Origin of the sequence: Mesorhizobium sp. CA10, assembly GCF_020165285.1 — a bacterium.
Taxonomy (GTDB): domain Bacteria; phylum Pseudomonadota; class Alphaproteobacteria; order Rhizobiales; family Rhizobiaceae; genus Mesorhizobium.
The window spans coordinates 50,499-72,370 of record NZ_JAIUHV010000014.1 but is presented as its reverse complement, the minus strand read 5'-3'; the positions used below and the strand labels follow the sequence as shown (position 1 = coordinate 72,370).

General features: G+C 63.4%; 19 protein-coding genes. 5 read left to right on the top strand and 14 right to left on the bottom strand.

The window, feature by feature from the left end:
* Window positions 1–39: 39 nt before the first annotated feature.
* Together LB535_RS24755 and LB535_RS24750 are read right to left on the bottom strand one after the other, a co-directional pair.
* Complete coding sequence (locus LB535_RS24755) at window positions 40–465, bottom strand: MucR family transcriptional regulator (RefSeq protein ID WP_040991330.1); 426 nt, start codon at window positions 463–465, stop codon at window positions 40–42.
* A 417-nt stretch (window positions 466–882) separates the two neighbouring features.
* Window positions 883–1,227, bottom strand: coding sequence for an SH3 domain-containing protein (locus LB535_RS24750; RefSeq protein ID WP_224634066.1), 345 nt, complete (start codon window positions 1,225–1,227; stop codon window positions 883–885).
* A gap of 131 nt (window positions 1,228–1,358) precedes the next feature.
* Here LB535_RS24750 and LB535_RS24745 point away from each other — a divergent pair, with 131 nt between their 5' ends.
* Window positions 1,359–3,470, top strand: coding sequence for a S9 family peptidase (locus tag LB535_RS24745; protein ID WP_224634065.1), 2,112 nt, complete (start codon window positions 1,359–1,361; stop codon window positions 3,468–3,470).
* A gap of 102 nt (window positions 3,471–3,572) precedes the next feature.
* Window positions 3,573–3,962 carry an SET domain-containing protein gene (locus tag LB535_RS24740; protein ID WP_095766869.1) on the top strand — a complete coding sequence of 130 codons (390 nt, stop codon included), beginning with the start codon at window positions 3,573–3,575 and terminating at the stop codon, window positions 3,960–3,962.
* A gap of 80 nt (window positions 3,963–4,042) precedes the next feature.
* Here LB535_RS24740 and LB535_RS24735 read toward each other — a convergent pair whose 3' ends face one another.
* The 5 genes from LB535_RS24735 to LB535_RS24715 all read right to left on the bottom strand — a co-directional run bounded on the left by LB535_RS24735 (window position 4,043) and on the right by LB535_RS24715 (window position 10,054).
* Complete coding sequence (locus LB535_RS24735) at window positions 4,043–6,409, bottom strand: AMP-binding protein (RefSeq protein WP_224634105.1); 2,367 nt, start codon at window positions 6,407–6,409, stop codon at window positions 4,043–4,045.
* 371 nt (window positions 6,410–6,780) lie between these two features.
* Entirely contained in the window at window positions 6,781–7,725 is a 945-nt protein-coding gene (locus LB535_RS24730; protein WP_224634104.1) for a cytochrome c, read from the bottom strand.
* A gap of 10 nt (window positions 7,726–7,735) precedes the next feature.
* Window positions 7,736–8,170: a c-type cytochrome gene (locus LB535_RS24725; protein ID WP_224634064.1), complete on the bottom strand. Its 435-nt coding sequence runs from the start codon at window positions 8,168–8,170 to the stop codon at window positions 7,736–7,738.
* Between the two features lie 192 nt (window positions 8,171–8,362).
* Window positions 8,363–8,965, bottom strand: a complete 603-nt coding sequence (locus tag LB535_RS24720) for a superoxide dismutase (protein ID WP_224634063.1) — start codon at window positions 8,963–8,965, stop codon at window positions 8,363–8,365.
* Window positions 8,966–9,175: 210 nt separating this feature from the next.
* Window positions 9,176–10,054 (bottom strand): branched-chain amino acid aminotransferase, encoded by an 879-nt coding sequence (locus LB535_RS24715; RefSeq protein WP_095767170.1) that lies wholly within the window; start codon window positions 10,052–10,054, stop codon window positions 9,176–9,178.
* A 151-nt stretch (window positions 10,055–10,205) separates the two neighbouring features.
* Between LB535_RS24715 and LB535_RS24710 the strand changes: the two genes are divergently transcribed.
* The 3 genes from LB535_RS24710 (at window position 10,206) to LB535_RS24700 (ending at window position 12,673) form a co-directional block, all read left to right on the top strand.
* Complete coding sequence (locus LB535_RS24710; protein ID WP_224634062.1) at window positions 10,206–10,868, top strand: haloacid dehalogenase type II; 663 nt, start codon at window positions 10,206–10,208, stop codon at window positions 10,866–10,868.
* A 171-nt stretch (window positions 10,869–11,039) separates the two neighbouring features.
* Window positions 11,040–11,861, top strand: a complete 822-nt coding sequence (locus LB535_RS24705) for a L,D-transpeptidase (RefSeq protein WP_224634061.1) — start codon at window positions 11,040–11,042, stop codon at window positions 11,859–11,861.
* Between the two features lie 188 nt (window positions 11,862–12,049).
* On the top strand, window positions 12,050–12,673 hold the full coding sequence (locus tag LB535_RS24700; RefSeq protein ID WP_224634060.1) for an FMN-binding negative transcriptional regulator: 624 nt from the start codon (window positions 12,050–12,052) through the stop codon (window positions 12,671–12,673).
* A 49-nt stretch (window positions 12,674–12,722) separates the two neighbouring features.
* Here LB535_RS24700 and LB535_RS24695 read toward each other — a convergent pair whose 3' ends face one another.
* The 7 genes from LB535_RS24695 to LB535_RS24665 all read right to left on the bottom strand — a co-directional run bounded on the left by LB535_RS24695 (window position 12,723) and on the right by LB535_RS24665 (window position 21,847).
* Window positions 12,723–13,196: a DUF4189 domain-containing protein gene (locus LB535_RS24695; protein ID WP_224634059.1), complete on the bottom strand. Its 474-nt coding sequence runs from the start codon at window positions 13,194–13,196 to the stop codon at window positions 12,723–12,725.
* A gap of 49 nt (window positions 13,197–13,245) precedes the next feature.
* On the bottom strand, window positions 13,246–13,965 hold the full coding sequence (locus LB535_RS24690) for a hypothetical protein (protein WP_224634058.1): 720 nt from the start codon (window positions 13,963–13,965) through the stop codon (window positions 13,246–13,248).
* 12 nt (window positions 13,966–13,977) lie between these two features.
* On the bottom strand, window positions 13,978–14,517 hold the full coding sequence (locus LB535_RS24685; protein ID WP_140845744.1) for an invasion associated locus B family protein: 540 nt from the start codon (window positions 14,515–14,517) through the stop codon (window positions 13,978–13,980).
* A gap of 100 nt (window positions 14,518–14,617) precedes the next feature.
* The gene (locus tag LB535_RS24680; RefSeq protein WP_224634057.1) at window positions 14,618–18,766 is read right to left on the bottom strand and encodes a YadA-like family protein; all 4,149 of its coding nucleotides are present in this window, start codon (window positions 18,764–18,766) and stop codon (window positions 14,618–14,620) included.
* 98 nt (window positions 18,767–18,864) lie between these two features.
* Complete coding sequence (locus LB535_RS24675) at window positions 18,865–19,320, bottom strand: hypothetical protein (protein WP_224634056.1); 456 nt, start codon at window positions 19,318–19,320, stop codon at window positions 18,865–18,867.
* A 180-nt stretch (window positions 19,321–19,500) separates the two neighbouring features.
* Window positions 19,501–19,929, bottom strand: coding sequence for a helix-turn-helix transcriptional regulator (locus LB535_RS24670; protein ID WP_224604771.1), 429 nt, complete (start codon window positions 19,927–19,929; stop codon window positions 19,501–19,503).
* 394 nt (window positions 19,930–20,323) lie between these two features.
* On the bottom strand, window positions 20,324–21,847 hold the full coding sequence (locus tag LB535_RS24665; RefSeq protein WP_224545687.1) for a helicase HerA-like C-terminal domain-containing protein: 1,524 nt from the start codon (window positions 21,845–21,847) through the stop codon (window positions 20,324–20,326).
* Window positions 21,848–21,872: the final 25 nt, after the last annotated feature.

Genomic DNA, 21,872 nt, shown 5'->3' with positions numbered 1-21,872 from the left:
GCAAGGGCGCCGTCGAACTGCTTGACGAGCTGAGACCTATCAACGGCCCTTGCGCTTGCGGCCCAGACCCATCTTCTTGGCGAGCTGCGAGCGGGCGGCAGCGTAATTGGGGGCGACCATCGGATAGTTGGCGTCCAGGCCCCACTTCTCACGATATTCTTCCGGCGTGAGATTGTAGTGGGTCATCAGATGCCGCTTCAGCGACTTGAACTTCTTGCCGTCCTCGAGACAGACGATGTAGTCGTCATGGACCGAGCGCTTCGGATTGACGGCCGGCTTCTGCTTCTCAGCCGACGGCTGCTCCGACGAGCCACCGACGCGGCCCAACGCGGCATGGACGTCGGCGATAAGGTTCGGCAGTTCCCCAACCGGCACCGGATTGTTGCTGACATAGGCGGCGACGACATCGGCGGTCAGCTCGATCAGCGCGTCACCGTTTTTCGAAGGTGTTTCGACGATTTCCATAGTGCTAAGGCCCCAACGAGAGTTGTTTCTAAAACTGCGCCCTTTTTTATGGATCGGGCATCGCGCGGATTTCGTTCAGGAAAGGCTCTGAGATTCGCGTCGGTTATCTTAATGACGCCGCATTGAAAGTAAGTCAATTCGCATATTGACTTATATTGGTCGATATTCATCAACTATTGCCGATTCAGCTTCAAAAATTCGTGCGCCGTGTAACTTCGCGAGATTTTTCTGGTCAGACCAGCATGGCATGACGTTGCGTCATCCGCATGTTAGACATCCGATCGCCACTCGACACCACGTTCAATGCTTGGCTAATGCTTGGGTGCCCTTTCGCCTGCACAACGAATCCTGCGGCACAGCGAAGCGCAAGGATACCGCCTTGGCGGCTGGACCCGACAAGGCGACGCGACAGATCCGTCAGTAAGGCGCGATGTATTTGCCGTAGACCCAGCCGGTGACGAAATGACCATTCTGCGCCGGATCGTGCCAGATCTCGCACCAGCGATAGCGGATCGCCTGGCGCTGCTTCCATTGCGGCTGCCGGCCGATATCGAGCAGGTTTACACCTCCGGTGCAGCGGCCGGTCATCTGCAGCACGGTGCCGTTCGGATAGGCGGCCTGTTTCTGCGATGTATTGGACGGATATTTTCGAGCATTGAGCGTATCACCGAACGGCACGCCCGCCACTTGCCAGGCGGCAAAGACGGTTGCATGAGACTGGCTGGAAAAAGCCAGACCTGCCGCTATGACGGCAACTGACATTGCAGTAGAAACACAGGATTTCATCTTTCCCCCTTCGACTTAGCTTCTGTACCACCTTGAACCGCGCCCGTTGAACCGCCGCTGAGCGGCGTGTTCATTCGTCATTCAAGCAAATTCCGCAGCGAGACGTAATGACCAGAGCTTCCGCCTTGACTTCCGCCTTCCCGGCCGCCAGCCCGCCGACCCCTGAGAAACACCCGGTTTCGGACACGCATCACGGCATCACCCGCAGCGACGACTATGCCTGGATGCGGGCCGACAACTGGCAGGCCGTGTTCCGCGACCCTTCCCTGCTCGACGGCCGCATCCGCGCCCATCTCAATGCCGAGAACGCCTATCAGGCCGCGCTCATGGCCGGCACCGCGGACCTGCGCGCCAGGCTGTTTGCCGAGATGAAGGGGCGCATCAAGGAGGATGACTCGACGGTGCCCATGAAGGACGGCCACTATGCCTACGGATCGTCGTTCCGGCAGGGCGGCGAGCAGCCGCGCTATTTCCGCACGCCGCGCGACGGCGGCACTGAGGAGATCCTGCTCGACGGCGACGCGGAAGCCGAGGGCAAGCCCTATTTCCGGCTTGGCGGCGTCGACCATTCGGCCGACCACGGGAAGCTGCTGTGGGGCTTCGACGACAAGGGTTCGGAGTTCTTCACGCTGCGCGTGCGCGATCTTGCGAGCGGCAAAGAACTTGCCGACCAGATCCCGGATACGGGCGGTGGCGGGGTCTGGGACGCCAGCGACGGCGGCTTCTTCTATACCCGTCTCGACGACAACCATCGTCCGTCGAAAGTGTTCTTCCATGCGCTGGGCGACAGGTCCGAAAACGACCGGTTGATCTATGAGGAGACCGATCCGGGCTTCTTCATGGACGTGGGCGGCACGCGCGCCAACGACTGGATCATGATCGGCATCAACGATCATGAAACGTCGGAATACCGCCTGCTGCCCGCCGATGATCCAACCGCAGAGCCGAAGGTTGTGGCGGTGCGCGAGACCGGCCTGCAATACGATCTGGAAGAAGGCGGCGACGTCTTCTTCGTCCTCACCAATGCCGACGGCGCCAAGGACTTCAAGATCATGACCGCGCCGGTCGACAATCCCGGGCGCGCCAACTGGCAGGAACTGGTGCCGCACGAGCCCGGCCGGCTGATCCTGTCGGTGCTCGGCTTCAAGCATCACATGGTCCGGCTCGAGCGCAAGGAAGGCCTGCCGCGCATCGTCGTGCGCGAGCGCGCCAGCGGCGAGGAGCATTTCATCTCTTTCGACGAGGAAGCTTTTTCGCTCGGTCTCTCCGGCTCCTACGAATACGACACCGACGTGATGCGCTTCACCTATTCGTCGATGACGACGCCAGCGCAGGTGTTCGACTATAATATGCGCAGCCGCGAACGCGTGCTTTTGAAGACGCAGGAAGTGCCCTCCGGCCACGATGCGGAGCACTATGTCACGCGCCGGCTGATGGCCCCCGCCGCCGATGGCGAGCCGGTGCCGATCTCGTTGCTGCACCATCGCGACACGCCCCTCGACGGTTCCGCGCCCTGCCTGCTTTACGGCTACGGCTCCTATGGAATCACGGTGCCTTCTGCCTTCAATACCAATTGCCTGTCGCTGGTCGACCGCGGCTTCATCTATGCCATCGCGCATGTGCGCGGCGGCAAGGACAAGGGGTACGGTTGGTACGAGGACGGCAAGCGGGCAACGAAGATGAACACCTTCACCGATTTCATCGCCTGCGCCCGCCATCTCGTTGCCGAGCGCTACACTGAGCACGACCGCATCGTGGCGCAGGGAGGCTCCGCCGGCGGCATGCTGATGGGGGCGATCGCCAACTTGGCCCCGGAAAGCTTCGGCGGCATCGTCGCTGAGGTGCCGTTCGTCGATGTGCTGACCACCATGCTCGACGCCAGCCTGCCGCTGACGCCGCCGGAATGGCCGGAATGGGGCAATCCGATAGCGTCCGCCGCCGACTACCAGACGATCGCGGCCTATTCGCCCTATGACAATGTGGCGGCGCTCGACTACCCGCCGATCCTGGCGCTGGCGGGCCTGACCGATCCGCGCGTCACCTATTGGGAGCCGGCGAAATGGGTGGCGCGGCTGCGCGAACGCAAGGCAGGCGGCAACCCGGTCCTGTTCAAGATCAACATGGAGTCCGGCCATGCCGGCGCCTCGGGTCGCTTCTCGCGGCTGGAGGAGATCGCCTATATTTACGCCTTTGCCTTGAAAGTGACAGGCAAGGCCTGATTTTCTACTCGCAATCGCACGGCTCGCGCGCTAGGCAATGCGCCGTCGTTTTCGGTCGCGGCCACTTCGGGGCCGCGTCCAGATACATTCGCAAGGTTCGCTATGCTGCTCGTCGACGTCTATCTCGACAAATCGCCCATCCAGGGCATCGGCGTCTTCGCCAAACACCGCATTGCGCGGGGCACATTGATCTGGAAGCTCGATCCAAGGTTCGATCGACGCATTCCCGTAGAGACCTATGAGGGCGAATCCGGCCCGGTGAAGTCCTATCTTGACCGCTATTCCTATCCGGACCGGCGCGATCCCAATTTCATCGTCTTCGAGGCGGACGACGCCCGCTATATGAACCACGCAGACGACCCGAACTGCGATATCTCCTCTCCGGAAGAGGCTTATGCGTTGCGCGATATCGCGCCCGGCGAGGAACTGACCTGCGACTACAATCACTTTTTCGAGAACGGCTTCGACTTCCTGGGCGACCGCCACCCGTAGAGCATGATGCCGAAAAGTGTGGAGCGGTTTCGGACGACGTCATGCTCTATCACTTTGATTTAGAGCGGCACGAGCGTGGATCAGGCGGAGAGCAATTCCGGCTGGCGTCCCAGGGCCAATCTGCCACGCAGGTTTCGGATGCCTGCCAAGGCCTTGCCTGAAACGATGCCTAAGGCAATGCCACCGACGATCGCGAGCAGCTGGAAGATCGGAACCGGCAGCTTGCCCGCGGCGGGCGCCATCAATATTTCCGGGACGAAACGGTGGAAAAGGTAGATCGGAAACGCCGCGACGGCGACCTGCGCAACCAGCCGCCCTATCCCGGCCGGCAGGCGAACGCGCGGCAGGTAAAGAAGGACCAAAAGCGCCGCGAAGATCATCAGATATTTGACCGTCGTCCCGAACCAGACCGACTCCCAGAAGGCCAAATAACCCAGCATAGCGGCGGCAAGCGCAGTCAGAGCCAGCTTTCTCGCCGGAGTGTCGGCGAAACAGGCACACCAACCGAATACGGCCAAATGGAAAACCCAATAGATCGTGAATATCTGGCGGTTGCCTAGGTCGACGAGCGATGGGGACGAAAAGCGCGCGACAGCGGCAACCCCCAAAAGGCCGAGTGAGAAAACGAAGGGGTGAGCCCGGGCAAGCTTGCGGACTGTAGGAATGGCAAAGATCAGAGCGAAGAGCAGGAGCGTCTGCGAATAGGCCTCGATGAACCAGTAAAGGTACGGAATCATCTCGTGACGCTCCGGTTCGGCATAGCCGAAATTCCCAGTAAGCGTCATCGAAGCCCAGGGGATCGTCCGCCAGGCTGCAGCGTAAGCGGCGACAATGAGAAAATACGGGATCAGGACGTCGATCGCTGGTTTGAGCGCGTGCCCAATTCGACCGGCAAGGAAATGGGCCGACTGGAAACGAGCAAGGCTGTAGCCGGCCAGCAGCATCATGACGCCGGAGCCGCCGGGGATAGGCCATAGCGTTTCGTGATGCACGACCACCAGCAGGATCCCGATAACCCTCAGCACTAAATCGGTCGGCATCTCGCTTGCGTGTCGGTGTTCGGGAAGTCCCGCCGCCTGGCGGTTTGCCAGCTCGGCAATGCTCAAGCGTTCCCAGCCGTCCGGCAGGTTCATGCCGAGACGCTCGAGTTCCAGAGCCAATTGCAGGAATCGAAGGGAGTCCCCGCCAAGAGAGACGAAGCTGTCATTGCGGCCGACGGCCAGGGGATAGAATACGCCGGCGTAGGCACCGAGCAGACCGCCCCGCTCACAGCGGATTTCCGTCCGCCCTTCCAACATCTCCTGCTGGAGGCAGGCATAGTCGATCTTGCCAGAGGCAAGTCTGGGAAACTCCTCGCGCGTCGCAACCCGAACCAGATTGGCAGGCAGATGGCTGATCTCGGCAAGAATACGCCGTGCACTCCCCGTCGGGTCGGCACCGATCACATAGGCCTGCAATCCTCGATCGTCGCCAACCACTGCAGAGGCAATGCCGGCGCGCTCCAGCGCCTGCTCCATCGTATCGAAGCCGATCCTGAGGCCTGCGATCTTGGCGAAGCGGCTTCTGCGCCCGACGATGCGGAAGAAACCATGTTGGTCCCGTACGGCAATGTCGCCAGTGTTCAGGGTCTCGAGCTCTGCGCCGCGCGCGAGGTCGAGGCGCCGCGTGCCGTAACCCATCATTACGTTCGGACCGCGATAGACGAGCTCTCCGGGAATGCCTGGTTGGCTGATCGGCTCGCCTGCAGCGTCGACGATACCGAGGCTGCCGCCCGGGATCGCCACGCCGATCCGATCCTCCTTGTCGGAAAGGCTCTCCGGCGGCACGAAAGCCATGCGTGCCGTCGCCTCGGTCTGGCCATACATGACGAAGAAGCGGCCGCCCCTGGCGACCATGTGGTTCCGATAAAGGCGGATGAGGTCCGGGCCAAGCGCTCCGCCCGCCACCGTCATCATGCGCAACGCCTTGAGCTCAGCGTCGCGGAAACGCACCCGTTCCAGAAGCTCGTAAGAATACGGGACACCAGACAGATTTGTGCAGCCGCCGTGGTCGATCGTGCTGACGAAGTCGCTGTCCATGACCGACATGCCGGTGAAGAGGACGCTAGAGCCCGCAACCAGATGCGAATTGAGGACCGACAGCCCATAGGAATAGTGGAGAGGCAGCACGAGAGCGGCCCGGTCGAAGGAAGAGAGCTCGAGATAGGCCGCGATCGAGCGCGCATTGGATTGGAGATTGCCGTAGGAAAGCCTGACCGCCTTGGCGGCGCCCGAGCTGCCGGACGTCATCAGCAGCAGCGCGAGATCGGGATGCAGCGGCTCCGCATCTCCAGCGGATCGAGCTTCCTCAACGAGACGCCAGCGGCCGTCAATTGGCCTGTAGGTGAAATCCGGCTGGAAGGCTGCCTGGAAATCGTCCCAAAGCCTATTGTCGCACGGCGGCAGCATGGCCGCTGCGTGCCCAGCCTGCAGGGCTCCGATATAGGCGGCGACTGCGTGCTCGGAAGCTTCCGCCGCAATCGCCACGAGCCGCTTTTGTCTTCGTCCCAACTGCGACGCGAAGTCTAGCGCAAGACCGCCGAGTTCCCTGTAGGACAGTATGCGTCCGCCGGCGAGGACAAGCGCCACGCGCTGCTCGTCATGGGTGAATCCGGACACAAGGTCGATGGAGGGCGTGGGCAAGCTTCGGTCCTCGGGGAATTGGCCCGAAGCGCCTATAATACATGACTATTCAAGTCAACTAATTCGCCACCGATTGGGCATGCCAAACCGCTTTACGCCATCATGTATGGTCGCGGGTTTGACGCCGCGTGCGCAGGTTAACTCGCCGGCTTGCGCGCCGGATAGCCGTTGGGGTGCGGCGGGACGGCCTTGAGGTAGGCGGCAATCGCCGCGCGGTCGTCGGCGGTCAGTTGCGCGATGTTGCGCTGCACGTCGACCATGGCGCCGCCGACCGAATCGAAATCGGGCGTGAAGCCGGTCTCGAGATAATTGGCGATGTCGGCCTCGGACCAGTCCTTGGTGCCGCCCTGCGGGGTGATATTGGGCACAACGCCCGAGCCTTCGGCGGCCACGGCGCCCGCCAGCCACTCGGCCTTCTTGACGCCGCCGGCGAAATCGCGCGGCGTGTGGCATTCGCCGCAATGGCCCGGACCCTCGACCAGGTAGCGGCCGGCGAGAACCTTGGCCGGCGCGCCCTCTGGCAGCGCGATCACCGGTTCGGGGCTGAGATAGACAAGCTTCCAGAGGCCAATGCCGCGACGGATGGTGAAGGGGAAGGAAAGCCTGTGATCCGGCGCCTTGCCGGCAATCGCCGGCAGCGTCTTCATGAAGGCGTAGAGATCGGCGATGTCGGCCGGCTTCATGCGCGCGTAGGAGGCATAGGGAAAGGCCGGATAGAAATGCTCGCCGGAAGGAGAGACGCCTTTCAGCATGGCATTGGCGAAGTCCGCCTCGCTCCAGGCGCCGATACCGTCCTTCCGGTCTTGCGAGATGTTGGGTGGGACGAAGGTGCCGAACGGCGTCTTGAGTTCAAGACCGCCGACGAGCTCGAGGCGGGCGTCGCCCTGGGCGCCAGGTCTGGCGTGGCAGGAGGTGCAGCCCCCGGCGTAGAAGATCCGCTTTCCCCTGGCGGCGTCGCCAGGGCCAAGATCAGCGACGGTGCCGGCGTCCAGCCTGACCGGTGCCGACAGAACCCAGCTGGCGCCAGCCGCGGCGGCGCCAAGCACGATGACGGCGCCGACAAGCTTCTTCAGCCAGGCCATCGTCAAGCGATCAGCTCTTCTTGATCCGGTAGGTCTGATGGCAGGTGCCGCAATCGCCGCCCAGCGTGTTAAGCTGCGCCTTCAACGCGTCGACATCGGCCGGCGGGGAAGCGACCGCGGCCTTGGTATCGGCCAGGAACTTGTCCTCGGCCGCCTTGAAGCCCGCCATGTCTTCCCAGATCTTCGGCGCGGCCGTGGTGTCGCCCTTGTCGGAGCCGGCAGGGAACAGCGTGTCGACATCGAACTTCTCGGCATTGGCTTGCAGTGCCTTCAGCGCGTCCAGCACGGCGGCGGCATCGAAAGGCGTCTCGCCCTTGACCACCTTCGAGATCTGCCCGGCGAGCTTGCCGCGTTCCTTCATCAGGGCCTGGCGACCCTTGATCGGGTCGGCATAGGCCGAGCCGGCAAAGGCAAGTATAGAGAGGGCGACGACAAGCTTTCTCATTCAATTGGCTCCGTGGGTGAAGAGAGTTCGCTGGCGCAATTCCGGACGGAAGACCGTTCAACACTTTTCCTGGAACTGCTCTGGACGTTAACGGGCGTGATGGCGGGATTATTCCCCGGCGCCGTGACGATTTTGCCGGATTTGTCCTGAAAAAGAAAAGCCCCGGCAAACCGGGGCTTCTCATCAAATCACTCAGGCTTTAGCCTTCTCATAAAGCTCCAGGACGTGGTCCCAGTTGATCAGGCTGTCGACGAAGGCCTCGAGATATTTCGGGCGCGCGTTGCGGTAGTCGATGTAATAGGAGTGTTCCCAGACGTCGACGCCGAGGATCGGCGAACCGCCATGAACCAGCGGGTTCTCGCCATTCGGGGTCTTGGAGATTTCCAGCTTGCCGTTCTTGACCGCGACCCAGGCCCAGCCGGAGCCGAACTGGGTGGTGCCGGCGGCGATGAAATCCGCCTTGAACTTGTCGTAACCGCCGAGGTCGCTGTCGAAGGCCTTCTGCAGCGCGCCCGGCAGCTTGTTGCCGCCGCCGCCCTTCTTCATCCATTTCCAGAAATGGATGTGGTTGTAGTGCTGGGCGGCGTTGTTGAAGAGCCCGGCATGCTTGCCGAAGGACTGCTTCACGGCCTCTTCGACCGACAGGTCGCCCATTCCGGCCTCGGCCGCCAGCTTGTTGCCGTTGTCGACATAGGCCTTGTGGTGCTTGTCGTGGTGATACTCCAGCGTCTCCTTCGACATGTAAGGCTGCAAGGCCTCGTAGTCATAGGGCAAGGCGGGCAACTCAAAAGCCATGGATGGTACTCCCTCGAGGAAAAAAGTCCGGTGATACTACCGGGCTAAGATAGGTCTGGAATGGATCGGGGCAACTCCGGAATGGAGCGCCGAGCGACTTTTTAGAGCAATTCCAGGAAAAGTGCGAAACGGTTTTCCGTGCGGAATTGCGCAAAACAGGAAGATGGAGCGTGTCGCCGTTTCCCTGAAACGGTGAAACGCTCCAGCGGGTCAGGCGGCGGACGTCGAATGCGCCCATTCCCAATAGAGCTCGCGTGCCTTCTTGGCCACCGGTCCGGGCTGCAGGTCGCGGTTTTCAATGCGTGTGACGGGCACCACTTTCGAGTGGTTGCCGGTTGAGAATATCTCGTCGGCTTCGAGGAAATCGCGGACCGACAGCGTCTTCTCGGTGGTCCTGAAACCGTAGTCGCCGAGCAGGCTGATGGTACGCGAGCGGGTGATGCCCGACAGAAACGTGCCGTTCGGGGCCGGAGTCATCACATGACCGTCCTTGACCAGGAAGATGTTGGAGGTCCCGGTCTCGGCGACATTGCCCAGCATGTCGAGCACCAAAGCGTTGTCGAAGCCGCGGTTCTTGGCCTCCAGAATGGCACGGCCATTGTTGGGGTAGAGGCAGCCCGCCTTGGCGTTGGTGGGCATGGTCTCGATTGTCGGGCGCCGGAACGGCGAAACGCCGATCGAAAAACCGGATGGCGGGATCATCGGCGATTCATAAAGGCAGAGGCAGAAGCGCGTCGAGGCCGGGTCGGCCGGCACGCCCATATAGCCGCCATGCTCGGCCCAATACATCGGCCTTATATAGACCGCCGTCTTGCCGTCGAATTTCTTCAGGCCGTCCCAAGTCAGGCCGACGATCTCTTCCGTCGTCATCGAAGGCTTCAGACCAAGCGCGATCGCGGAAGCGTTGACGCGAGCGGAGTGCAGCTCGAGGTCGGGCGCGACGCCCTCGAACCAGCGGCCGCCGTCAAAGACGCTGGTGCCGAGCCACATGGCGTGGCTGCGCGGCCCGAGAATGGCGACGTTGCCCTCGTACCAGTCCCCGTCCACATAGGTCCAAGTCGCGGTTTGCGCTGCCGCCGCCAGTGTCATGGTCGCCGTCCAATTGAGTGATTTCAGTCCGCCATAGGACGATGCTTTGACGGCTGGCGTCAATTGACCTCGGGAAAAATCGTTGGGGCCAGAGGCACTTGGCCGCAATCAATGCTTGCGCGGCAAGCCTGCGCGCCGCAAAACTTGAGACATGCATCATGCGGCTTATGTCTTCGACGCCTATGGCACCTTGTTCGACGTACACGCCGCCGTGCGCCGCCACGCCGGCGAGATCGGCCCGGACGGCCAGCTTCTCTCCGAAATCTGGCGCGCCAAGCAGCTCGAATATTCCTGGGTGCGGACGCTGATGGGATCATACGCCGACTTCTGGCAACTGACCGAGCAGGCGCTGGATTTCGCCTTGCGCAAGGTGCCCTCGGCTGATCCGGCGCTGCGGACGAAACTGCTCGAAGCCTATTGGCGGCTCGATTGCTACCCGGAGGTGCCTGCCGTGCTGAGGGCGCTCAAGGCGTCGGGCGCGAAGCTCGCTATTTTGTCCAACGGCTCGCCTGAAATGCTCGACGCGGCGGTCAAATCCGCGGCGCTCGACCAGATCCTCGACGACGTGTTTTCGGTCGACGAGGTCAAACGCTTCAAGACCGACCCCTCGGTCTACGACATGGTGGTCACCGGCTGGCGGCTTTATCCCGGCGCGGTCTCGTTTCAGTCGTCGAACCGCTGGGACATCGCCGGCGCGACGAGATTCGGTTTTCGCACGGTATGGATCAACCGGACCAACCAGCCGGACGAGTATCGCGACCTCCCGCCAGGGCTGATCTTGCCTTCGCTCGAAGGTCTCCTGGCAGAGGTCTGACGCCGCTGTTGCTGCAGGGCAACAGCTGTGGCGCGGTCACAGCTTCGCCTTTTTCTGTCCACCCTCAGGCCAGAATTGGAACCGCCTATCGCCGCCGACTGTTATGAATGCCGCCGCGACGTGCCCGCGGGTTCATGCTTTCTTGCGAATTAAGACCTAGAAAAGGCAACCATGTCAGACGCTTCCTTCCGCATCAGCCGCCGTGGCTTCCTCAATTTCACAGCCCTCGGCGCTGCTTCGGCCGCCGTTTCAGCCTGCACCACCACCGGTCCGGCCCCTGCTCCCATCCAGCCGCCGCCGCCCGCCTATGTCGAGCCGCCGCTCGGCGATTACGAGACGATGTATGGCGCGATGTCGGACAATGGCTTCGACTTGCCTGCCATCCCGGTCAACAAGATCGATCACAGATTCTTGCGCCAGATCGTTCCCGATCCGACCGGACAGCGTCCGGGCACCATCGTTGTCGATACCACCGGCCACTTCCTCTATCTGGTGCGCGAGGGCGGCCAGGCGATCCGCTACGGCGTCGGCCTCGGCCGCGCCGGCTTCGAATGGTCGGGCGACGCGGTCGTGCAGTGGAAGCAGAAATGGCCGAAATGGACGCCGCCGGACGAGATGGTCGCACGCCAGCCGGAACTGACGCAATTCAGCGCCAAGAATGGCGGCATGCCAGGCGGCCTGAAGAACCCGCTCGGGGCGCGCGCGCTCTATCTCTTCCAGGGCAATCAGGACACGCTCTATCGCCTGCACGGCTCGCCCGAATGGTGGTCGATCGGCAAGTCGGTGTCGTCGGGCTGCGTGCGTCTGATCAACCAAGACATCATCGACCTCTACGACCGCGTGCCGACCAAGACGCCGGTCATCGTGACGGCCAATATCGGCGCGCCTGAAGAGGACATGCCGGAGCGCAAGGCGATCCCGATCGACAATGGCGTGCCGACGGGCTCGATACTGCTCGGCCCGGTGAAGCGGCTCACCAACGAGATTTTCTGACCCTGCGCCTAGGCCAGCGGTGCTTGGCCAAATATAGCCAGCACCGCCACCGGGCTGCGGTGAAAATCCATCATCCCGGCAGCCCGCATCGGCACGCCATGCCGTGCGGCTGGACCATACAAACTTTCAACGGCGGATGTTCTAAGCTGGCCGGACTTCAGGCATTTTATGCTGCAAGGAGTCTTACCATGTACACACCACCCGCCTTTCGCGACGATGATCATGAGAGCCTCAGGGCCACGATCCGCGCAGCGCGGCTGGCAATTCTGGTGACAGCCATGGCGGAAGGTCCGCTGGCGACGCATCTGCCGCTTTTGCTCGACGAGAACGAGGGTGAGCATGGGGTGATCTACGGGCACGTCGCAAAGGCAAACCCGCAGTGGCGCGTGCCGCCGCTGGGCAACGGCCTGGCGATATTCATGGGCCCGGATGCCTATGTGACGCCGGCCTGGTACCAGACCAAGCAGGAGACCGGGAAGGTCGTCCCGACCTGGAACTATGTCGCCGTCCACGCCCACGGGCCTGTCGAATTCTTCGAGGACGCCGACAGGCTGCTCGAGGTCGTGACCCGCCTGACCAACCTGCATGAAGGCGGGCGCGCCGCGCCCTGGGCGGTGTCGGACGCGCCGGCGGATTTCATCCAGTCGCAGCTGAAGGGCATTGTCGGCCTGCGCATGCCGATTACAAAGCTCGAAGGCAAGCGCAAGATGAGCCAGAACCGCAACGCCGCCGATCGCGCCGGTGTCGTGTCCGGCCTCTCATCCAGCGACCGGCCTTCAGACCGCGAGGTCGCGCCACTCATTCCAGTGTGAACGGCGCGACGTCGGCCAACCGCCGCGGCTGCTTGAGTTCCGCAGCAAGTCAGGTGCAGACCCATTCGCGGATCTTGCACTCCTTGCTCTCGCCTCCGCACTGGGCTGTCGCCTTCTCCTCGGCTTCGCGGCGGGTCGCGGCTGATGCTGCACTCCAGAACGGCGTCGCCTCGCCACGGCTCCTGCCTACCGAAAGCGCCGCGCAGTGCTCATAGGGAAAGCCGGTGCCGTCATCATCGTCCCAATGGCGATGGTTGCGGAACACTTCGACCACCCGGCAGCCCTTGCCATCTGCATTCTCGCAATGCTTGAGCGCAATGTCTTCCGCTTCCTGCCGCTTGTCGGCGCCCCAGAAAAAGCCGTGACGGCCGTCGCCCGGCGAATAGGCGATCGCGCCCCAGATGCCCTTTTCTTCGCCGGTCTGCGCCGGCGGCGGGGCGATCAGGTCAGCCGCGTTGCTCGCAATCGTAAGCCCGGCGAGCGCCGCAAGCAGCGGGATCGAAAGGCGGGGATTGATCAGCATCTTCGTGCTCCAGTTGCAGCTATTCAGCAATCGACTGTCATGCCCGGCTCTAGCCGCCCATGCGCGCGACCGAGACGACGATGCAAGTGTTGCCGGTTGGGACCAGCAGCGCCTGGCCGGCATTGTCGGCCAGGTTGAAAAGCATCGTGTTCGAAAGATTGTCCGCCAGCAGGCTGCCCTTCGGGAGCGTTCCGGCGACTTCCTGGCAAGAGCGCGGGAATGGCGCCACGCGCATGAAGCCACCCTCGCAGCTCTGGCCGACAGGCGAGGCAAAAACGACGCCCGCGGCCTGCGTCTTGTAGTCAGGCAGGTTGTAGCTCATCCCGGCGACGGCCTGCACGGCACGGGTGTCGGGTGAGGTTTTGTCCCATTGCGTCTGGATCGCATAGGTCGACCCGGCAGTCAGAGCCTGCCCCATCGCGGCAAAGAGATTGGCGCAGGTGCGGACACCTGCCTGCGCGACATGCGCCTGAAACGGATTCTTGTTTGCCGAGGCGTCGGCCGGCGCGGGCACGGCTTCCGCCGGCTTGCCCTGCATGGGCGCCTGCGCCTGCGCGGAGGCCGTGCCAGCGACGAATGTCCCAAGCGCGGGATAGAGACGGAACGACAGGACCACCGCCGCCGCGACCAAGACCGCGAACGCGCCGAGCAGCGCCGCGTTTCGCGCCAGGCGCCAGCCTGGCGAACGCTGTGACGGCGGACTTGCCGGCGGCTCCGGCAGCGCGACCGGCTGCGTCAGGATTCTGTCCTCGATGGATTGGCGTGTCATCTCGAAGTCTTTCTAGTTGATGGCCGACAGCGCGGTCTTGAGTCCCTTGAACGGGGCATCAAGGTTGACGGTCGCTCCGGACGGCAGGGAATAGGAAACCTGGACTGTGGTCTCCTTGCCGATCTGCTCGCGAAGCACCGGGCCGACGGGCACATAGCCCACGCAAACCGACGCATCGCAACCCTGCAGTTGAACGTCGACCGGCTGTTTGCGGCCGGCAAGTCTCAGCGAAAGCTTGCTGCCCTTACCTGCCGCGCTCGGAGTGCGCAATATCATGAAGGGTTTGCCTTTCTCGTCGGCCGCGAGCGACCAGCTGAAGACCAGCGCCTGGCTTTGATCGATGAAAGACTGGCCGATGTTGCAGACCTTCTTCCTGGCCTGCAGGTTCTCGTCGCAGATCAGCGTCCAGTTCTCGAACGGACGAGTGGTGCGCTGATAGTCGCCAAGCTTCACGCCCGCGGGCACCGCGACGTCGGAAGGCTTTATCCGATAGGCGGGCTGGGCCGCCTCCTGCCCGGCCGCGCGCGGGCCGGACAGGAGCAGGCAAACCATGCAAAGTGCCACGGCAGAGACGGCTCGCCCGACCGTGGACGGGCTCCTTGCCTGAGCATGATCATTCGCAGAACCGCTACGCACTTTTCGTGATCACGCTCTAGTTCAGGGTAAAGCTGACACCCGCGCCGACACCCCAGTGCCCGCCGGCCGTCGTGCCCGAAACGTTCGCTCTCGCCCGGCCGTCCTCGCTGGTGTAACCGGCGCCGAACGCGACGGCGCCTTCGCCGCGCCAGTAGCCGCCGCCGGCCGCCACGCTCAACTTGCCCGGACGGTCGTCGTAGCGCAGCGAGGCGGCCGCAAGGCCGATCGCGGCGGCCTGGCGCGCCTCGCCCCGAGCCTCGCCCATATCCATGTTGAGCTGGCTGAGCTTGGAGTCGGTGTAGGCATTGGCCTGCTGCAGCGTGGTGGCCGCGACCTGGTTGGTGTAGGCCTTGGAGTTGTCGAGCGTGGTGGTCAGTCCAAGATTGAGTTGCTGCACGTTGACCGCATCGGTGTTGGCGACGCCGGGGCCGACATTGTGGATGACGACAGGCGCATTCACATCGCCGCCGACAAGCGTCAGCGAGTTGGACTTGGTGCCGTCCGGGTTCTTGTCATACTGGACAGAGAACTCGGTCAGGTTGCCGACGCTTCCCTGCATCGCTTCAACAGCCTGGTTGGTGGCGTAGAGCTGGCTGCCGTTGATGGCGTCGGTCGAAGTCTGGCTGATCCGGCCCGCCGCCACATTGGTAACGGTGCGCTCGTTGCCGACGCTGCCGACGCTCACCGTGCTCGTCGGAGCGGTTCCGGCGAAGGTGTAGTTGACGCCGTTGATCGTCGTGCCGGTGGTGGCGACCGCCGCGGCGGTGGTCGAGCCGGCGCCGAGAGCGACGCTGCCCGGTTCGTTAGCCGTGGCGCCGGCGCCGAGCGCCATGGACTGGGCGCCGTTCGCCGTCGAGTTGGTGCCGAAGGCGATGCTGTCGGCCTGGTTGGAGGTCGCGTTCTGGCCGATCGCGATGCCGCCCGGTGCCGTCTGCTGGACGATGGCGCCGTTGCCCATGCCGATGCCGTTGTCGCCGTTGACGGTGGTGCGCGGGCCGATCGCGACCGACTCCGTGCCGACCGCCAGCGAGTCCGGCGCGGTCGAATTGGCGTGGAAGTACATGGTCCCCGTTACCGCAAAGGAGCTCAGCGCGCCCTTCAGCTGGCGAAGCGTGACCGCGTCCTGATCCTGCGTGCCATCGGCCACGTTGACGATTTGGCGATAGGCGGTGGAGGTTCCCACCGAGACGGCGCCGAGCAGGCTCATATCCGTGGTGTTGAAAGGAATGAGGCCAGTGCCGGAGAGGATAGATCCCGATGCGGGCGCGACCGCGCGATCCGAAACCGAGCCGGAGCCCAGCGCCACGCCGTCGGCGATGGTGACCGCGGTGCCGCGGCCGAGGGCCAGGGAATTGGCGGCGGATGCGGTCGCCTGATAGCCGAGCGCCGAGGAGCCAACCCCTTGCGCGAAGGCGTCGGTAATCGGCAGCGTCGAGTCGTTGGTGCGCACGTAGCGGATGCCGTCGCCATTGGCGTCCGTGTACGCAGTCGAGGTGTCGCCGGCAAAATTGTTGATCGTGTTGCCGAGCGTGGTGATGTCGGCGGTGTTGGCGGCGATGTCGCTGGTGTTCTGCGTCACCTGCTGGTTGGTCGTGAAGAGCTGCGAGCCGTTGACGGCATCGGTCGAGGAGTTGCTCAACTGGCCTGCCGCGACGTTCTGGATCTGGCGCTCCGCGCCCACCGAACCGACCGAGAACGCGCCGGCCGGGGTTCCGCCGGCGAAGGTGTAGTTGACGCCGCCGATCGTCGTGCCGCCGACATTGGTCGTGGCACCGGTAACGGAATTCAGGCCGATCGACACGTCGCCGGTGTTGGTGGCGACGGCATTCGGGCCAATCGCGACGGAATCGGTCCCCAGAGCCTGGGAATCGGCAAGCGTCGAATTGGCGTGGAAATATTTGATGCCGCCGCCGGTGTTGATGTTGTTGATCGTGTTGCCGAGAGTGGTGATGTCGGCGGTGTTGGCGGCGATGTCGGTGGTGTTCTGCGTTACCTGCTGGTTGGTAGCGAAGAGCTGCGAGCCGTTGATCGCATCGGTCGAGGAGTTGCTCAACCGCCCGGCCGCGACGTTCTGGATCTGGCGCTCCGCGCCCACGGAGCCGACCGAGAATGCGCCCGCTGGAGTTCCGCCGGCGAAGGCGTAGTTCACACCGCCTATCGTTGTGCCGCCGACCACCGTCGTGGTGCCGGATACGGAGTTCAGTCCGATTGCCACATCGCCGGCGTTGTTGGCCACGGCATTGGGGCCGATCGCGACCGAATCCGTCCCCAGAGCCTGGGAGTCGGGCAGCGTCGAATTGGCGCGGAAATACTTGATGCCGGCACCGGTGTTGATGTTGGTGATCGTATTCCCGATGTTGGCGATATCGGTCGTGTTCTGCGTTACCTGCTGATTGGTGGCGAAAAGCTGCGAACCGTTGATGGCGTCGGTCGAGGCGTTGCTGAGCCGGCCCGCCGCGAGATTGGTGAGGGTCCGCTCTGCGCCCGGCGCGCCGATGCTGACGGTCGAGGAAGGCGTCGTGCCGGCGAAGGCGTAGGTCGTGGTTCCGATCGTCGTGCCGCTGGTGCCGACGGCCGCAACAGTCACCGAGCCGGAGCCTAGGGCGACGTCGCCGGAACTCGCCGCGGCGGTCGCGCCGTCGCCCAGGGCGACATTGCCGGCGAGACCGGCGGCACCCGCGGTGGAGCCGTTGCCCAGCGCCACCGAGCCTTGCCCGATCGCCTTGTTGTTGTTGCCGATGGCGACGGCGCCGTTGGCCATATTAGCGGCGGTGGCGGTCGCCGTGCCGTCGCTGTTGGCGATGTTGTTGGCGCCGCCGGTGAAGGCGCCGGTGCCGCTGGCATAGCTCGGATCGCCGATCGAGACCGCGCCGTTGCCATAGGCCGTGTTGTTCGCGCCGATGGAGACTGCCTGGCCGCCAGTCGCGACCGCGTTGGTGCCCATGGCCACTGCGTTGGTGGCATCGGCTTTGGCATTGTTGCCGACGGCGATGGCGCTCTGCGCCGACGCATTGGCGCCGATGCCGAGCGCGGTGCTGGCGATTCCACTAGCGCTGGCACTGACGCCGGCCGCGAGAGAATTGTCTCCCGTCGCCTTGGATCCTGATCCGAACGAGGAGGCATTTGCGCCGCTGGCAACGGCGGTGTTGCCAACCGCGGTGCCGGCGGAGCCGCTCGCAATTGAAGCACTGCCCATCGCGACGGCGAAAGCGCCGGAAGAGAGCGAATTGGTGCCGATCGCGATGCTGTTGGGCAGCGCCGTGTTGGCCTGAACGCCCGCCTGCGCACCCAAGCCGAGAGCGATGGACTGGTTGCCCCACGCGCTGGCTGTGTTGCCCATCGCCGTGGCGCTCGTTCCCGTTGCTTTGGTCAGGATGCCTATGGCAACGGTGTTTTGCTGAGACGCCGTCACATCCGTGCCTAGGGCGATGGCCCCCTGCGCAGTAGCGCCCGCTCCCGCAAGAGTGCGCCCGCCGATATTGATGGAGTTGATCTGTGTAGCGACCGCCTGGAAGCCGATGGCGACGGCATTCTGGTTGCTTGCGATGGCGCTGTTACCTTGGGCAATCGAATCCACGCCGGATGCTGTTGCCCCGAACCCGAGCGCGGTGGCGCGCAGCCCGGTCGCGCGGGTAACAGTGCCGATCGCCGTGGAGTTCACTCCGTCGGCACGCGCATTATTGCCAAAGGCGGCCGCGCTTGTGGTTGCAACCGAATTGACGCCAATAGCGCTTGCTCCGTCCCCGTTGGCCTTGGCGTTCCCGCCCACGGCGAGGGCATTGACGCCGGTTGCGCCTGCGAAGACACCTATGCCTATGGAGTTGAGGCCATTGACACCCATCGCATAGCCGATGGCAATCGTGCCGTCGCCCGTTGCGCTGTTGGAGCTGCCCAACGCCACGCTGTTATTGCCATTCGTCGCGGTGCCGTTACCGATGGCGACGGAGTTGCCGCCGGTCGCCGAACCGCCGCCCGCGGCATATTGCGCCAGCGCCGGCGTGGCGAGGCCGAGCGCGGCGATTGCCGCCAGGCCGCCGAGCATGCTGGCCGGGCTCATGCCGCAGGCCAGAGCCGAACGCGCGTTGCCGCCGCTGCCCAGTGTTCCGAGACCCATATTCTTGCGACCGAGGCCGAGCACGCGATGCGCGTTGCGCAGCGTCGCCATTAGGCGGCGGCGCAGCGAACGGCTCTCGGGAGCGCGGGAGACCCAGTTTCCAGCAAATCGGGCCGACCCGCGCCGAGCGATACGTTCTTGCCTGAAGTTCATTGCGAGAATGCCTCCTTTGGTGGGTCGCGCTCGATAACGGCAGGTTCCGCCGACCCTGCCGCCAAAGCGTGTCTGCTCGAAAATGGGACGATCACATCGGCGCCGCGCGCGAGCAGCGCGTGGCCCTGTTTTTCCCCGATCGCCTCGACGCGATCGAGTGTGTTTTCAAGCCAGGCGTCACCATCCTCGGGGACAGCCTGGAGCGCCGCGGCAACCCGCTCCGGCGGGATCAGCCGCTCGAGATAGGACCGCACCGCCGCCAGATGGACGGCAGGCGCGTCATGCGCGTGAACGACGGTCGTGAGGCCGTAGAGATAATGGGCCAGCAGCATGTCCTGCTTGGCCAGGGGCACGCCATCTCCATAGCGCTTCTCAAGCGTCCTCGATGCCGACTCCAGCCAGTAACCGATCTCCTCGGAAAGGCTCCGGCGAACCGCCGTGTCGTCGCTCATGTCCCCTCGGCCAGCTAGAATCCGAATACCGGATTTGCTGCAGAAAGACAGGTTTTCAGGGGCTCGTATTCCAACAAATTGCTGTTTATCTGAAAATATACCGTAGATCTTCCATAGGTTAACGCAAAATTACTTTAGTAATACCTTTTATAAGCCGATCCATAGATAACCGCGCGGGAATTAGCCCTGCCTGCCGGCCCGCGATCGAACCAGCCTCTCTCGCACCTGCATTGGCGTCACGTCGCGATATTTCTTCATCGTGGTAGTGAGGTGGCTCTGGCTCGAGAAGCCGCTCAGATAGGCGATGTCGGTGATCGACATGCGCCTGTCGGCCAGCAGCTTCTCGGCAAAGTCGAGGCGAAGGGCAAGAACATATTGATGCGGCGTCACGCCGAACGTCTTGGAGAAAGCACGGGCGAAATGGTAGGGTGACAGCCCGCACACAGCCGCCATCTCGGCGAGCGCAAGCTTGCGCGAAAAGTTCTCGCTCAGGAATTGCTCCACGAGGCGAGCGTGGCCGATCGACAGCCCGCCTTTCGCGTTCAGCAGCGGCCGCCTTTCAGCAGGAATTTCCGAATACCAGGCTGGCAGATCGTCATCGCGCCGCAACTCGGACTCCTGATGCTCAGCCCTCCGCAGCTTTGGCCCAACCTTAGCGGGCGCTTTTGGTTCCCTGGACACAATGGTTCGTGATCGCACGTGCTGTCGGCGCTATCCAGTTTGCCCCCCGGCAACAGCCGTCAAAGGCCATGATTTGGTCCGTTCGGTATTTCATGAAATTGCTGTTCCGTTGGGAAAAGTTCCCTTGCGAAAAGTTTTAGCTGCCGCTGATGGGGCTCATCCGTCGACGAGTAAGATTTGATCGTCGCGAGGTAACGAGGACGGCTCTCAGGGGCGGCGCATTTCCGTGACGGATTCGCGCGACGGAAAGCGGATCTCGCCCGATATCAAAGGTTGCGGTGCATGATTCGCGTCGCGCCGAGCGCGGTGCCGCCTCTTTGCTTCAGCGGCCCCGCGCCAGGCTTCCCAAAATCCCGCGCACGATGGCGCGGCCGACGGACGAGCCGACCGAGCGCACCACCGACTTGATGGCGGCTTCGGCCACGGTCTGGCGGTTGGAAGACCGCCGGTTGCCTGTCCCCAGGACATCGTCGAAGCCCGGAATGGTCCAGCGCGAACCGCCGCTGTTCTGCTGTTGTGCCTGAGCCTCGGCGTCCTGCGCCTCCTTGGCCTTTTTCTGCAGCATTTCGAAGGCCGATTCGCGATCGACGGCCTCGTCGTACTGGCCAGCGACCGGGCTCTCGGCGATGATCTTGCGGCGCTCTTCGGGCGTGATCGGGCCGAGCCGCGATGACGGCGGCCGGATCAGCGTGCGCTGGACCATGGCCGGCACGCCCTTGTCCTCCAGCATCGAGACCAGCGCCTCGCCGGTGGCAAGCTGGGTGATGGCGGTGGCGCAGTCGAAATCGGGATTGGGCCGGAAGGTCTCGGCCGCGGTGCGCACCGCCTGCTGCTCGCGCGGCGTATAGGCCCGCAGCGCATGCTGGACGCGGTTGCCGAGCTGGGCAAGCACCTTTTCCGGAATATCCAGCGGGTTCTGGGTGACGAAATAGACGCCGACGCCCTTGGAGCGGATCAGTCGCACCACCTGCTCGACGCGATCGATCAGCACCTTCGGCGCGTCCTCGAACAAAAGATGCGCCTCGTCGAAGAAGAACACCAGCTTCGGCCGGTCGAGATCGCCGACCTCGGGCAGTTCCTCGAATAGTTCCGACATCAGCCAGAGCAGGAAGGTGGCGTAGAGCCTGGGATTCATCATCAATTTGTCGGCCGCCAGAACGCTGATCGCGCCGCGCCCGTCACGGGTGGTGCGCATGATGTCGGCGATGCGCAGCGCCGGCTCGCCGAAGAAGTTGGCGGCACCTTGGCTCTCCAGCACCAGCAGCGTGCGCTGGATGGCGCCGACCGACGGCTTGGTGACATTGCCGTAGCGTGCGCTGAGTTCGTCGGCGCGCTCGGCGATGTTGGCGAGCAGCGCCTGCAGGTCCTTGAGATCGAGCAGCAGCAGGCCTTCCTCGTCGGCGATGCGGAAGGCGATGTTCATGACGCCTTCCTGAGCTTCCGTGAGGTTCATCAGCCGCGACAAAAGCAGCGGGCCCATCTCCGAAATGGTGGCGCGGATCGGATGGCCCTGCTCGCCGAACAGATCCCAGAAGATGACAGGGAATTCCTGGAATTGATAAGGATCGAGCTTCACCTGCTCGGCGCGCTTGACCAGGAAATCCTTGGCCTCGCCCATCATGGATATGCCGGAAAGGTCGCCCTTGATATCGGCGCAGAAGACAGGCACGCCGGCGTTGGAAAAGCCCTCGGCCAGGACCTGCAGGCTGACGGTCTTGCCGGTGCCCGTGGCCCCGGTAACGAGGCCGTGGCGGTTGCCGTAGCGCAGCAGCAGCTCTTCGGCGCGCTGATAGGAATCGTCGGGCTTGCGGCTGGCGCCGATGAAGATACTGGTCTCGTCAACCATGTCCGGTCTCCGCAATCTGTTCCGC

Bases quoted from the DNA above. Each gene is read 5' to 3' on its own strand.
- LB535_RS24690 (WP_224634058.1), bottom strand. From the start codon at position 13,965: ATGACACGCCAATCCATCGAGGACAGAATCCTGACGCAGCCGGTCGCG.
- LB535_RS24750 (WP_224634066.1), bottom strand. From the start codon at position 1,227: ATGTCAGTTGCCGTCATAGCGGCAGGTCTGGCTTTTTCCAGCCAGTCT.
- LB535_RS24730 (WP_224634104.1), bottom strand. From the start codon at position 7,725: ATGGCCTGGCTGAAGAAGCTTGTCGGCGCCGTCATCGTGCTTGGCGCC.
- LB535_RS24735 (WP_224634105.1), bottom strand. From the start codon at position 6,409: ATGCTGCCGCCGTGCGACAATAGGCTTTGGGACGATTTCCAGGCAGCC.
- LB535_RS24675 (WP_224634056.1), bottom strand. From the start codon at position 19,320: ATGAGCGACGACACGGCGGTTCGCCGGAGCCTTTCCGAGGAGATCGGT.
- LB535_RS24745 (WP_224634065.1), top strand. From the start codon at position 1,359: ATGACCAGAGCTTCCGCCTTGACTTCCGCCTTCCCGGCCGCCAGCCCG.
- LB535_RS24715 (WP_095767170.1), bottom strand. From the start codon at position 10,054: ATGACACTGGCGGCGGCAGCGCAAACCGCGACTTGGACCTATGTGGAC.
- LB535_RS24710 (WP_224634062.1), top strand. From the start codon at position 10,206: ATGCATCATGCGGCTTATGTCTTCGACGCCTATGGCACCTTGTTCGAC.
- LB535_RS24755 (WP_040991330.1), bottom strand. From the start codon at position 465: ATGGAAATCGTCGAAACACCTTCGAAAAACGGTGACGCGCTGATCGAG.
- LB535_RS24700 (WP_224634060.1), top strand. From the start codon at position 12,050: ATGTACACACCACCCGCCTTTCGCGACGATGATCATGAGAGCCTCAGG.
- LB535_RS24725 (WP_224634064.1), bottom strand. From the start codon at position 8,170: ATGAGAAAGCTTGTCGTCGCCCTCTCTATACTTGCCTTTGCCGGCTCG.
- LB535_RS24680 (WP_224634057.1), bottom strand. From the start codon at position 18,766: ATGGCGACGCTGCGCAACGCGCATCGCGTGCTCGGCCTCGGTCGCAAG.
- LB535_RS24685 (WP_140845744.1), bottom strand. From the start codon at position 14,517: ATGGTTTGCCTGCTCCTGTCCGGCCCGCGCGCGGCCGGGCAGGAGGCG.
- LB535_RS24665 (WP_224545687.1), bottom strand. From the start codon at position 21,847: ATGGTTGACGAGACCAGTATCTTCATCGGCGCCAGCCGCAAGCCCGAC.
- LB535_RS24720 (WP_224634063.1), bottom strand. From the start codon at position 8,965: ATGGCTTTTGAGTTGCCCGCCTTGCCCTATGACTACGAGGCCTTGCAG.
- LB535_RS24740 (WP_095766869.1), top strand. From the start codon at position 3,573: ATGCTGCTCGTCGACGTCTATCTCGACAAATCGCCCATCCAGGGCATC.
- LB535_RS24695 (WP_224634059.1), bottom strand. From the start codon at position 13,196: ATGCTGATCAATCCCCGCCTTTCGATCCCGCTGCTTGCGGCGCTCGCC.
- LB535_RS24705 (WP_224634061.1), top strand. From the start codon at position 11,040: ATGTCAGACGCTTCCTTCCGCATCAGCCGCCGTGGCTTCCTCAATTTC.